We start from the raw sequence: 11892 nt of genomic DNA, 5'->3' as shown, positions 1-11892 counted from the left end.
CTGGGCGGGCGACCGGTCAGTGGTCGTCGTCGTCCTCGTCGTACTCCTCGTCGTCGAGGCCGGAGTACACGCCGTCGCCGTCCTCGTCGGAGTGGTCGTCCAGCTCCTCGTCGTCCTCGTCGTCGTCCTCGTCGCCGTCGTAGATGTCGAGGGGCGTCATCTCGCCGTACGCCTGGAGCAGCGCGTCGTCGTACGTCGCGAACGCGTCGGCGAGGTCGTCGTAGGCCGCGATGACGGTCGGGTCGTCCTCGCCGCGCTTGGTGGCGGAGGCCTCGAGGTGCCGCTCGAACGCGGTCACGAGGGCGGTCAGCGCGCCACGCGGGTCAGCGGTCATGTGCCGACCGTAGCGGGTTCTGGGCCACAATGGAGAACGATGGTCGAGTACGAGTACCGCGTGCTGAGCTTCACGCGCCAGGATTCCCGGTCCGAGATCCGCCGCACCCTCGCGGAGCACGCGGAGTACGGGCAGTGGGAGCTGCACCGCACGCGTATCTACCTGGGCGGGTCCCAGCGGACCTGGTTGCGCCGCAAGATCATCCGGGCACCGCGGGCCCACTGAGCGGCCGGTCCGTTGCTGCGGCCGTCGTGCACAGCAGCGTGCTGTGTGCCGCCCGCGGGATGCCCTCAGTGCCGCCGGCGGGCCGGGACGAGGGTCCGCGCGCGGACGAGCAGGACGCCCAGGACCAGCATGCCGAGCCCGGAGAGCACCGTCGGGAGGACGTCGGAGCCGGTGAAGGCCAGGCGTCCCAGGGACGACAGTGCGGCCACCTGGTCGGCCTGCGTCAACGACGACCCACCGCCGCTGGAGGCGTGCGGCGACGACGTCGCGTGCGAGGACGGCGACCCGCCGGGGCACGGCACGACGAGCTGGTGCAGCGGCAGCCCGGCTGCGGTGAGCTCGCGGATCAGGTCGCGGTCGAGGACCACCAGCGTGGTCTGGAGCGGTGCCACCTGACGGGTGACGCGCACGCACGCGCCGACCAGCCCGCGGACTGCGGCATCGACGGCCACGACGTGGTCGCCCGCGGGAACGGCCCCGGCCGGGCAGGGCGCGAACACCTGGGGGAACCGCTGGACGAGCGGGGAGGAGAGGTCGGTGCCGAGCGCCTTCGCGTCCACCTCGAAGGCGGGCGACGCGCCACCGGTCGCGAACAGGCAGAGGGTCGCGACCGGCGTGTCGGCGGCGACGGAGGCGGGCGGGGCGGAGCTGCTCGACGCCGCCGACGGTGCCGCGGTGGAGGCCGCCGCGCGCGAGGAGCCCGAGCGGGCAGCCGGCCTCGGCGCCGCGGTCGTCCCGCCCGAAGCCGAGGTCGCCGCCCCGGAACCGCCGGTGCCGCCCGACCCGCCGGTGCTCGTCGGGAGAGGCGCCGCCGGCACGCTCGGGAGGGGAGCCGGGAGCGTCGGCAACGCGCCCGTGAGCGGCTGGGTCACGGAGGCGAGCGGCTGGGTGACGGGAGCGAGCGGGTCGGTGCTTCCGGCCGCCTGGCTGGGTCCGGCGACCGCGGCCAGCGTGCCGCCGGTGACGAGGAGCGCGGCGCAGCCACGCAGGACGCTGGTGCGGTGGAGTCGCATCGGTGGGGCTCGCTTTCGGCGCAGGACCTGATACCGGGACAACGAGCCGGGCTGCCGGGGGCTACGCCCCGGTAACCGGAACTTTCCTCGTGCCGCGGGCGCGCGGCATACCGGCTCAGCAGGTGGCGACGAAGCGCTGGAGCACCCGCGCCCCGAACTGCAGCGCGGACACCGGCACGCGCTCGTCGATGCCGTGGAACATCGGTGCGAAGTCGAGGTCGGCGGGCAGCTGGAGCGGGGCGAAGCCGTAGCCGGTGATCCCCAGGGTGCTCAGTGCCTTGTTGTCGGTGCCACCGGAGAGGCAGTAGGGCAGGATCTGGGCGCCCGGGTCCTCGGCGAGGAGCGCGGCCTTCATGGCCTCCACGAGCGGACCCTCGAACGGCGAGTCCAACGCGATGTCCCGGTGCACGACCTGGACCTCGACGTGCTCGCCCGCGAGCTGCCGGACCGTCTCGAGCAGCTCGTCGTCGTGGCCGGGCAGGAAGCGGCAGTCGAGCGAGGCGGCGGCGCTCTGCGGGATGACGTTGTGCTTGTACCCCGCGTCGGCGGTCGTGAAGTTGGCGGTGTCCTGCAGGGTCCCGCGGACGAACCCCTGGGCCCCCCCGAGGTGGTCGAGCAGCTCGTCGAGGTCCTCGTCCGACCACGAGGTGCCCGTGATGGCGCTGAGGCCGTCGAGCAGCTCGCGCACGCTCGCGACGTACTCGCGCGGCCACTTGTGGGCGGCGATGCGGGCGATGGCCTCGGCGAGGCGGACCACGGCGTTCTCCGGGTTCGGGACCGAGCCGTGCCCGGCGCGACCGGTGGCGACCAGACGCAGCCAGAGGATGCCCTTCTCCGCGGTCTGGACGAGGTACGCCCGGGTGTCGCCGCCGTCCTTGGCCGGGAGGGTGACGCTGTAGCCGCCGACCTCGCTGACGGCCTCGGACACCCCCTCGAACAGCTCGGGGCGGGTGTCGACGACGTGGTGGCTGCCCTTGACCCCTCCGGCCTCCTCGTCGGCGAAGAAGGCCACGACGAGGTCGCGCGGTGGCTTGGCGCCGCGGCGGGCGAGGTCGCGCACCACGGCCAGGATCATGGCGTCCATGTCCTTCATGTCGACGGCCCCGCGTCCCCACACGCAGCCGTCGCGCAGCTCGCCGGAGAACGGGTCCACCTGCCAGTCCGCGGCGTTGGCCGGGACGACGTCGAGGTGGCCGTGCAGGCACAGCCCCGGCCGGTCGCGGTCCTCCCCCTCGAGGCGCACGACGACGCTGGTGCGGCCCGGGTCGGACTCGACCAGCTCGGGCTCGAGACCCACCTCGCGCAGGCGCCCCACGACGTAGTGGGCAGCCTCCCTCTCCCCCGGCCCGCTGCCGTCCCCGTAGTTGGTCGAGTCGATCCGGATCAGCTCCTGGCAGATGCGGACGACCTCGTCCTCGGGGCGCACGTCGGCGGTCGGGTTCGTCATGGTTGCCACCCTAGGGCGGATTGGGAGACGCACGGGGCCGGGTGCTATCGTTCCGGGTCGCAGCAGGCGCTCCCCCAGAGGGCCTGTTGACACCCTGTCCGGGTGGCGGAATGGCAGACGCGCTAGCTTGAGGTGCTAGTGCCCTTTATCGGGCGTGGGGGTTCAAGTCCCCCTCCGGACACCAACGCAGAAGGACCCCGACACGCTTTTGTCGGGGTCCTTCTGCGTTGAGTCGAGCGGGTGGACTTGGGAGGAGCCCGCGAGGGACGAGCGGGCGATGGCTCCCCCTCCGGACACCAGCGAAGAAGGACCCCGACATGCTTTTCGTCGGGGTCCTTCTTCGTTGGATCGAGCAGGTGGACTTGGGACGAGCGGGCGACGGCTCCCCCTCCGGACACCAACGCAGAAGGAGCCCGACACGCTTTTCGTCGGGGTCCTTCTCACGTATGCCGCGCCGGGCCTGGCCGGCCGGCAGCCAGTCCGAGGACGACAGCGGTCCGCCGGGTCACCGTTCGGAGGGGCCGGCACCTGTGGCGCCGGGGGCGGTGGCCGACCACTCCCTGGCCCACGCCCGGCACCGCTGCCGGTCAGGCCGAGCCGGACCAGGAGCGCGAGGACCGCCACTCCACCTACGGCCCGTGCGGGCCCGTGCCCGGAGGACCACCAGACCCGGCGCGGCCGCTTCCTGCCGGGGAGTCCGTCGCAGGTGCCTGCGCTTCGGACGGCTCGCTGGACCCAGCCCTGCGGGACCTGACCGCCCGACCTACCTCGGCAACAGCCCGAGCGATGAGGATGGTGCTCGTCAGGAAGACCCAGGCCGCGGCGAAGAAGACCACGTAGAAGCCCCGCCCCCACGACTCGGCCATGCACACGTCGTCGCCGGGGTCGCAGGTGATGCTCGCGGCCCACCAGATGAGGGGAATGCCGACGACGAGAACCCCTGTAGCGCGAGGAAGAACCGCTGGAACGCGGTGAGCTCCCGCCTCGCGCGGCGATCCCACAGGAATCGCCACGACGTGAAGACCCTGCTCATGACCCGTACCTCCCCACTGGGGCCAACTCGAGCGTGACCCTTTGCGGGGTCACCGCGGAAGGGGCGTTGGTCCCGCATCCGCCTCGGGAGGGCGAGAGAGTCCCGGACGTCGAGAGCACTGGTCCTGCGGCAGTGGCGTGAAAATGCGAGACCCAGGGACCGGGGCCGGTCAGGGTCTCTCGGAGGGGCCGGCACCCGTGGCGCCGGGAGCGGTGGCCGACCACTCCCTGGCCCACGCCCGGTACCGCTGCCGGTCCAGGCCGCGCCGGACCAGGAGGGCGAGGACCGCCAGGCCACCGCCAGCGGCCATCCAGCCGCTGGCGGCCACGAGCAGGCTGATGGCAGCCGCCCGGGCCGCCGACAGGGGTCGCGGTGCCGGCCATCCGCGGTGGTCGAGCCACGTGGGGACCTGGGCGCCGGCACGCAGCCCACGCGCGGCCGGGACGAGGCCCTCGCGGCTGCCTCCGCCGGGCAGCTCCCACCGGGCCCGGACCTGGACCGGCACCGCCACCATCTCGCCGGCCCCATCGAGCACCAGTGGTCGCGTGTCCTCCTGGAGGACCGCGACGACCTCGTGACCGCCGGCCCGCTGCTGCGCGGCCTCGGCCACGAGGTTGCGGTCCACGGCCAGTCCGAGACCGACCAGGACCGGGACCAGCGCGGCGAGCACGAGCAGTACCGCCAGCCGCGTCGCTGCCTCGACCCGGTCCGAGCCGCGCACCAGCGTGCCGGCTGGGGCACGCAGGACCCGGTACTGCCGCGTCACCCACGCCGTGACGCCCGAACGGTCCGGTGCGCGCGCGGGCCGCCTCGCGTGCGGGACGGGGCGATGGGCGTTGTCGGTGGGCACCGGGGTTCGCCGCCTCAGGACCGGCTGACGCTGCGGGAGGCCGGCGTGATGAGGCCGTAGTGGCCGTCGTACCGGTGGTAGAGGACGCATCCCCGCCGTCCGGTCGTCGCGTCCCGGAAGAAGCAGAACGGCAGGCCGCTGAGGTTGAGTCGCTCCACGGCCTGGGCAGTGGTCAACCGGGGCGCGGTCTGGGGGCTGACCGTCACCTCCGGCCCTTAGGTGTCACCGGCTCCGGGCCGGGGTGAGAGGGCGTACGCCAGGCGCAGCCCCGTGGGACCGGCCCGGTAGACGACGCAGTCGATGCCCGTCCGGGCGTCCTCGAACAGGTGGAAGTCGTAGTCCAGCAGCTCGAGGTCCTGGACCGCCTCGTCGACGGTCCGGCGCACGATGTCGTATGCCTTGTGCCGCACCACCTCCCGCTCGAACTCCGGGCGGGGGTACCAGCTGTGCCGGTGGGTCGGCTGCGTCTCGTGCTGCCACTCGTGCAGGGCCGACGACGGCTCGTGGCCGCGCCGGGCCTCCCAGTGCCGGGCCGCGCGCTGGACCAGGCGCCGGAGCCGGGCGTCGAGCAGGTCGACGGCCTCGTGGGCGCTCGTCGCCTCGACCTGGGCCCGGACCAGCCGTCCGTCGATGTCGAGGTTCGCCTGCGCCACCACCGGGCGCGGGACGGCCGGGTCACCGTGCCGGCTCAGCCGCACCCAGGCCGACGTCACGGGGGCGTGGGTGTGCCGGGCGGCCCTTGCGACCTTGGCGCGGACGACGTCCGCGAGGCCGGGTTCGTCCACCCCGCTGATCGTCACCCTCACGTCGTGCGGGGTCAGGGACTGGGTCACCTGCACGGTGTCACCTCCGGGTCGATGTCTGCTGCCACCCCGTTCGTACGCCGTCCGGGTGCGGTGGGCGCAGGGCCGAACGTCCTTGGCACGCATCGCAGTCCGGGACCAGGGTGGCGTTCGTGGGCAGTGACGCAGCGGTCCATGGCTTCCGGGACCGGGTCGACGCCGGTCAGCACCTGGCCGTGCTGGTCCGGGACCTGCGTGGAGCCGACGTCGTGGTGCTCGGACTGCCGCGGGGCGGCGTCCCGGTCGCCGCCAAGGTCGCGCGGACCCTGCCGGCCCCACTGGACGTGGTCGTCGCCCACAAGCTCGGTGCACCGCAGCAGCCCGAGCTGGCCATGGGGGCGGTCGGCGAGGAGGGGATCCTGGTCGTCGATGACCGGATCGTGCGCGGGTGCCACGTCCCCGAAGAGGAGCTGGCCGGGCTGGTCGCCGAGCAGGAGCGGGAGGTGGCCCGTCGGGCCACCCGCTTCCGGGCCGGCAGGCAGCCGACGTGCCTCACAGGACGGACTGCCGTGGTCGTCGACGACGGGGTCGCCACCGGCGCCACCGCGCGAGCCGCCTGTCTGGTGGCGCGGGCACGCGGTGCCGCACGCGTCGTGCTGGCCGTCCCCGTCTGCGCCCCCGACGCTGCGGTGAGGCTGCGTGAGGTGTGCGACTCGGTGCGGCCCCTCGTCCTGCCACGCCACCTGCGCTCGGTGGGCGAGTGGTACGAGGACTTCCCGCAGACGACGGACCAGGAGGTCCTCGAGGTGCTCCGACGGGCCGCCGACCACGAGAGGTCGGGCCGGCCCGGTCCGGCTGCTGCTCAGCGCTCCCGGTTCACGGGCACCAGCGGGTAGTCCGGACCGCACGGCAGCGCGGGCGGCCGCCGCCGAGCGGCCCGGGCCGGGGACCCTGTCGCTGGGTCGGGTGGAGGCTGCGTGACCGTCCGAGAGCCCGGCGCAGGCGCCGGGGACTGTGGGGCGGGCGCGGCGCGGGGGTGCAGGTCCGCGAGCAGCGCATCCACCTCCCGCAGTGCAGCGGCCACCTGCCGGCCGCCCTCGTCGTGGACGATCGGCAGCAGCGCCCGCAGCCGGTCGCGGATCCCTTCGAGGCGGGCGACCAGTCCTTCCGGACGTTCACCGGCGTCGCGATCGGGCACCCGGCCGACCGGACGGTGGACGGGGCGACGCGCGTGCGTCGCCGGCTCGGGTCGGGAGGACACGTGGGCGCTGCGCGGGGTGGTCATGACCGGTCCTCCAACCGGTGCAGGGCCATGGTCACGGTGGCGAAGGCCCGGGCGTGCGCGGGAACGATGCGTTCCCGCGTGGCGATGCGCAGCAGCACACGAGCGTGGCGCAGCACCCGGTCGTCGTCCACCCCCTGCAGGAGCGCCTCCGCGGCGGGGCCGGGGGACCACGACGGCTCCATCACCTGGCGCAGGAGGTGGATCACCACACCCTGCGGGGACCGGAGGTCGACGGCGATGCCCCGCGGAGGGGCTGGGACGGGAAGGGACAGCACTGGTTGGGGGACGGGGAGCACGAATGCCTCCAAGGGGCCTGTGACATGCGGAGGATGGATTCCGCTCGGTGAGCCATGCAGCCCGGGTGGGCGGGACCCCGGCCGGCTGGCTGACCGACCGGGACCCGTCTGCCGGGCGTCGCGACCTCCCAGCACCGACAGCACCCCCGGCACCCCGCCCCGGCCAGGGCGGTGAACGCGGCTTCCCACGCTCGGCGTCGGATCCTCCGTCGGTATCGCCCTCGTGACCGGGGGCGCACCACCATTGGGCCGAACGCTTCGGTGGGGCCATAGGGACCTTGGTCCCGTGTGTTCACGACCGCTGTCGCCCGTTCGGCTCCCTGCGCCTGCGAGGCCGTCCAGCCGGTGCCGCTGGCGCTCACGGGACCTTGGCCCCTGCGGCGGCGGTTCCCGTACCGGGGAGGGTGGGTAGGACGAAGGAGACCCGATGACCAGCTCCCCCGCGGCGCCCAGGGGCAGCATCGTGGTCGGGATCGACGCCGACCACCCCGTGGAGGCGGTCCTCGACGCCGCGGTGGACGCGTCCCGGCGCAGCGGGCGCCGGGTGCACCTGGTGAACGCGACCGGCCAGGGCGTGGCCCCGTGGACGCCGGCGCTCCTCGATCAGCAGGCCGCGCGGCTGGAGCGGGTGCGGCTGGGACTGCAGGAGCGGCTCGAGCACCCGGTGACCGCGGAGACGGTCGTGGGCGGGGCCGCCCGGGCCCTCGTCGACGCCAGCCACGAGGCGTACCGCGTCGTCGTCGGGGCAGGGCACCTCAGGGCCCTCCCGGCGGCGGTCCTGGGGGCGACGACCCAGCAGGTGGCGGCCCACGCGCGGTGTCCCGTCCTCGTCGTCCCCACGGCGGCCGCCGCCCCCACGGCGGGCTTCGTCGTGGTCGGGGTCGACCCCGATCCGCACGGGGAGCCGGCCCTCGAGACCGCCTTCGCCGAGGCGTCGGCCCGCGGGGTCCCGCTCCTGGCTGTGCACGCCTGGTGGTGGGAGCCACCCGACCCCCTGGCCACCGAGCCGGAGTGGTTCGGGGACTGGGGAGAGCTCGCCGACGCCCAGCACGTGGTCCTGGCCGAGATGCTGAGCGGGTGGCAGGAGCGGTACCCGGACGTGGAGGTGCGACCACGCCTGGTGCGCGGACAGGCCGTGCCGGTGCTCTGCGACGAGGCCCGCGAGGCCCAGCTGCTCGTCGTGGGCAGTCGCGGGCGCGGCGGGTTCGCCGGCCTGCTCCTCGGCTCGGTGGGCACCCGGCTGCTGCACCTGAGCCCGCGTCCCCTGCTCGTCGTCCCCTCGACGGCCCGAGACGTCAACGGGCAGGACAGGCCCCGCCCCCGGGCCGCCACCGAGGGGTGAGGCGGCCAGCCGAGACCTCAGCGCCCGGCCACAACTCAGCGCGTGGGCGCCTCGGGGGCCGGCAGCACGACCACGGGGCACCCGGCGTGCTCGAGCAGCGAACGGGTCACCGGCCCGAGCGGCAGCCCGGGGAACGGTCCGGTCCCGCCGCGGCCGAGGACGAGCAGGGAGGCTCCCCAGGACAGGCCCTCCAGGGCGCGCTCCGGGCGGGCGTCGACCAGCTCCCCCCGGATCTCGAGACCGGGATCGAGGCGCTGCGCCAGGGCGAGCGCGCGGTCGAGCGACTCCTGCGCCTGGTGCCGCAGGTCACGCACGACCGTCGCGAGCGGTCCTGCCCTGTCCGCCGGGGTGGGCCGCGGCATCCGGGGCGTCGTCCCGCCCCCGTCCCCCCAGCCGCACGCGAGCACGAGCGGCGCACCCTCTCGCGAGGCGTGCTCCACGGCATACCGCACCGGACCCTCGATGGTCTCGGGGCCGACGGCGACCCCGACGACCACGGCCTCCCGGGGCCGTGGGTCGGGACGCCCGCGCACCACCACGACGGGACAGCCGGAGCGCGAGGCGGTGATGATCGAGGTCGAGGACTCCGACGCCGGCAGCCCGGTGCGTCCACGGCAGCCGACCACCAGCACCTGGGCGGTCCGGGACTGGTCCACGAGCACCCCGCCGGGCTGCCCCCGGCGCACGGCCCCGGCGCGGATCACCCCCGGCTGGTGGGCCTCCGCCAGGGCCACGGCGTCCGCGAGTGCCTCCTCGGCGTCCGCCGGGCGCAACGGCGCCCTGCGGGTCGCCGTCCGGTGCGCGCCGGGCACTCCCGTGTCGTCGGCCGCCACGACGACCCGCAGCGGGACCCTCCGGTGCGAGGCCTCCCGCGTGGCCCACCCGACGGCTCGACGGCTCCCGGCGGACCCGTCGTAGCCGACGACGACCGGGCCGGGGGAGGACTCTCCGACGGCGACGGCCACGGGGCGGATCGGGTCCATGACCACACCGTGGCCGACCCGGGAACCCCGCGCACGGGTCGTAGGTCCCTGGCCGCCGGCCGGGACCTTGGACCCTGAGCACCCACCGGGTGGCGAGCCGAGCATGGTCGGCAGGAGCCGGGGGCTGGAGGCCGAGATGACCACGGTGTGGGTGGTGTACGAGTCCATGTTCGGGAACACCAAGGAGGTGGCCCACGCGATCGCGGAGGGGCTGCGGGACTGGGCCTGGGTGGAGGTGCACCCCGTCGACGCCGTGCCCCCTGACCTGATCGGCGTCGACCTGCTCGTCGTCGGGGGGCCCACCCACGCGTTCGGGCTGAGCCGTCCGTCCACCCGAGAGGACGCCAGGCAGCGGCTCGGGGACGGCACCCCCGTGAGCAGGCGCGGGATCCGTGAGTGGCTCGAGGGACTCGCCCAGGAGAGGCACACGCCCCCGTTCGCCTTCTTCGACACTCGCGTGAACCGCCCCCGCGTTCCGGGCTCGGCCGCGCGCCGGGCCGCGACGCTGGTCCGGCGCCAGCACCGGGCCGTGGCCGCGCCACCCATGTCGTTCTGGGTGTCCGGCGCGATGGGGCCCCTCGTCGCCCACGAGCTCGACCGGGCCCGCTACTGGGGACGCTCCCTGAGCGCCGTCGTCGGGCCGGGTCTGGGCAAGACGGTGCGCTGAGCGGCACCCCTGTGCCGACGCCCGACTCGCCCGCTGCTCCCCCGTTCGGACCATTTCGCACCGGGAGGTCGGGTGACCTGCGGCGCGCCCGCGACCGGCGGGCCCGGCGCCGTCCTACCGTCGAACCGTGAGCACTCGCACCATGCACCGCACCCAGGGCCACCACCCCCGCGTCCTGCGCGGCGCCCGGGGCTGGATCTGGGTCTGCGAATGCGGCAGCGCGTCCTGTCGCACGCCGGACCGCGCCCCGCTCCCTTGGCGCACCGCCCTCATCGGCGCCCTCCTGCACTCCGGCAGCATCGCCTCCTGAGCGTCCGGCGACCCCCGCGCCCGCGGGCGGAGCCCTCCACGCACGGAGCCCGGGACCTGTGGCTGCGGGCGGCCCAGCCGTCGTCCCGTCGGCGGTTGGCAGATGGGCCGCAGTCCTGCATTGTTCGAGGACCACTGCGATCCAGGAAGGCAGCTCGATGAAGATCGGCATTCCCCGCGAGGTCAAGAACAACGAGTACCGCGTGGCCATCACGCCCTCCGGCGTCCACGAGCTGGTGCGGCACGGGCACGAGGTCTACGTCGAGCAGGAAGCCGGCGTCGGCTCCTCGATCCTCGACGAGGACTACGTCGGCGCGGGCGCCACGATCCTCGACACCGCCGACAAGGTCTGGGAGACGGGCGACCTCGTCCTCAAGGTCAAGGAGCCGGTGGCCGAGGAGTACGCGCGCATGCGCGAGGGCCAGACGCTCTTCACGTACCTGCACCTCGCGGCGGACAGGGCGCTCACCGAGGAGCTCCTGCGCCGCAAGGTGACCGGCATCGCCTACGAGACGGTCGAGCTGCCGGACCGCACCCTCCCCCTCCTGGCCCCCATGTCCGAGGTCGCGGGCCGGCTCGCCCCCCAGGTCGGCGCGCAGACCCTCATGCGCGCGCAGGGTGGTCGCGGCGTCCTGATGGGCGGCGTCAGCGGGGTCTATGCCGCCAAGGTCGTCGTCATCGGCGCCGGTGTCTCCGGCATGAACGCCGCCGCCATCGCCCTGGGCATGCAGGCCGAGGTGCTGCTGCTCGACCGCGACATCGCCAAGCTGCGGCACGCCGACTTCGTCTACCAGGGCCACTGCCAGACCGTCGCCTCCAACACCTACGAGATCGAGCGCGCCATCAGCGACGCCGACCTGGTCATCGGCGCGGTGCTCGTCCCGGGCGCCAAGGCCCCGAAGCTCGTCACCAACGAGCAGGTCTCGCGGATGAAGCCCGGATCCGTCCTCGTCGACATCTCGATCGACCAGGGCGGCTGCTTCGAGGACTCCCGGCCCACGACGCACGACGACCCGACGTACGAGGTGCACAGCTCGGTCTTCTACTGCGTCGCCAACATGCCCGGCGCCGTGCCCCACACCAGTACCTACGCCCTCACCAACGTGACGCTCCCGTATGCCGTGGAGCTGGCCGACCGGGGCTGGCGCGAGGCGCTGCGCGAGAACCACCCGCTGGCCCTGGGCCTCAACACCCACGACGGCGCCGTCACCAACGGACCCGTGGGCGACGCACACGGCCTGGAGTCGGTCGAGCTCGAGACGATCCTCGGCAAGGCCTAGTGACAGTCGGGGGGCCGGCCGCCCTCGGCTCCCCGGCGGCTGTCGG

14 protein-coding genes and 1 tRNA gene are annotated in these 11892 nt (G+C 74.4%); 7 read left to right on the top strand and 8 right to left on the bottom strand.

Features of this window, described 5'->3' with window-relative positions; genetic code table 11:
* Positions 1-16: 16 nt before the first annotated feature.
* Positions 17-334 carry a primosomal protein gene (locus ACYVDO_RS19355; protein WP_460938983.1) on the bottom strand — a complete coding sequence of 106 codons (318 nt, stop codon included), beginning with the start codon at positions 332-334 and terminating at the stop codon, positions 17-19.
* Between the two features lie 39 nt (positions 335-373).
* On the opposite strand from ACYVDO_RS19355, the gene ACYVDO_RS19350 reads away from it, so the two are divergent.
* Positions 374-559 (top strand): DUF5703 family protein, encoded by a 186-nt coding sequence (locus ACYVDO_RS19350; protein WP_460938981.1) that lies wholly within the window; start codon positions 374-376, stop codon positions 557-559.
* Between the two features lie 65 nt (positions 560-624).
* Here ACYVDO_RS19350 and ACYVDO_RS19345 read toward each other — a convergent pair whose 3' ends face one another.
* Entirely contained in the window at positions 625-1572 is a 948-nt protein-coding gene (locus ACYVDO_RS19345) for a hypothetical protein (protein WP_460938979.1), read from the bottom strand.
* A gap of 115 nt (positions 1573-1687) precedes the next feature.
* Positions 1688-3019, bottom strand: a complete 1332-nt coding sequence (locus ACYVDO_RS19340; RefSeq protein ID WP_460938977.1) for a M20/M25/M40 family metallo-hydrolase — start codon at positions 3017-3019, stop codon at positions 1688-1690.
* Between the two features lie 96 nt (positions 3020-3115).
* On the opposite strand from ACYVDO_RS19340, the gene ACYVDO_RS19335 reads away from it, so the two are divergent.
* Positions 3116-3203: transfer RNA gene (locus ACYVDO_RS19335), tRNA-Leu, on the top strand.
* Positions 3204-4221: 1018 nt separating this feature from the next.
* Here ACYVDO_RS19335 and ACYVDO_RS19330 read toward each other — a convergent pair.
* From ACYVDO_RS19330 to ACYVDO_RS19320, 3 genes are all read right to left on the bottom strand, one after another.
* Positions 4222-4818: an Rv1733c family protein gene (locus tag ACYVDO_RS19330; protein ID WP_460938975.1), complete on the bottom strand. Its 597-nt coding sequence runs from the start codon at positions 4816-4818 to the stop codon at positions 4222-4224.
* Between the two features lie 98 nt (positions 4819-4916).
* Complete coding sequence (locus tag ACYVDO_RS19325; protein WP_460938973.1) at positions 4917-5108, bottom strand: sigma 54 modulation/S30EA ribosomal C-terminal domain-containing protein; 192 nt, start codon at positions 5106-5108, stop codon at positions 4917-4919.
* Positions 5109-5117: 9 nt separating this feature from the next.
* The gene (locus tag ACYVDO_RS19320) at positions 5118-5741 is read right to left on the bottom strand and encodes a ribosome hibernation promotion factor (RefSeq protein WP_460938971.1); all 624 of its coding nucleotides are present in this window, start codon (positions 5739-5741) and stop codon (positions 5118-5120) included.
* Between the two features lie 116 nt (positions 5742-5857).
* On the opposite strand from ACYVDO_RS19320, the gene ACYVDO_RS19315 reads away from it, so the two are divergent.
* The gene (locus ACYVDO_RS19315; RefSeq protein WP_460938969.1) at positions 5858-6580 is read left to right on the top strand and encodes a phosphoribosyltransferase; all 723 of its coding nucleotides are present in this window, start codon (positions 5858-5860) and stop codon (positions 6578-6580) included.
* Between the two features lie 385 nt (positions 6581-6965).
* Here ACYVDO_RS19315 and ACYVDO_RS19310 read toward each other — a convergent pair whose 3' ends face one another.
* Complete coding sequence (locus ACYVDO_RS19310) at positions 6966-7178, bottom strand: hypothetical protein (RefSeq protein WP_460938967.1); 213 nt, start codon at positions 7176-7178, stop codon at positions 6966-6968.
* Between the two features lie 514 nt (positions 7179-7692).
* Here ACYVDO_RS19310 and ACYVDO_RS19305 point away from each other — a divergent pair.
* Positions 7693-8607 carry a universal stress protein gene (locus ACYVDO_RS19305; RefSeq protein ID WP_460938965.1) on the top strand — a complete coding sequence of 305 codons (915 nt, stop codon included), beginning with the start codon at positions 7693-7695 and terminating at the stop codon, positions 8605-8607.
* A 35-nt stretch (positions 8608-8642) separates the two neighbouring features.
* Here ACYVDO_RS19305 and ACYVDO_RS19300 read toward each other — a convergent pair whose 3' ends face one another.
* Complete coding sequence (locus ACYVDO_RS19300) at positions 8643-9590, bottom strand: universal stress protein (protein ID WP_460938963.1); 948 nt, start codon at positions 9588-9590, stop codon at positions 8643-8645.
* Positions 9591-9693: 103 nt separating this feature from the next.
* Between ACYVDO_RS19300 and ACYVDO_RS19295 the strand changes: the two genes are divergently transcribed.
* The 3 genes from ACYVDO_RS19295 to ald all read left to right on the top strand — a co-directional run bounded on the left by ACYVDO_RS19295 (position 9694) and on the right by ald (position 11846).
* Positions 9694-10257 (top strand): flavodoxin family protein, encoded by a 564-nt coding sequence (locus ACYVDO_RS19295; protein WP_460938961.1) that lies wholly within the window; start codon positions 9694-9696, stop codon positions 10255-10257.
* A 127-nt stretch (positions 10258-10384) separates the two neighbouring features.
* The gene (locus tag ACYVDO_RS19290) at positions 10385-10567 is read left to right on the top strand and encodes a hypothetical protein (protein ID WP_460938959.1); all 183 of its coding nucleotides are present in this window, start codon (positions 10385-10387) and stop codon (positions 10565-10567) included.
* Between the two features lie 157 nt (positions 10568-10724).
* A complete protein-coding gene (gene ald / locus ACYVDO_RS19285; RefSeq protein ID WP_460938957.1) occupies positions 10725-11846 on the top strand; it encodes an alanine dehydrogenase in 1122 nt (373 codons plus the stop codon).
* The last annotated feature ends 46 nt before the right edge of the window (positions 11847-11892 follow it).

The sequence above is a fragment of the Phycicoccus ginsengisoli genome, from assembly GCF_054779295.1.
This window is presented reverse-complemented; position numbering and strand designations above follow the sequence as displayed.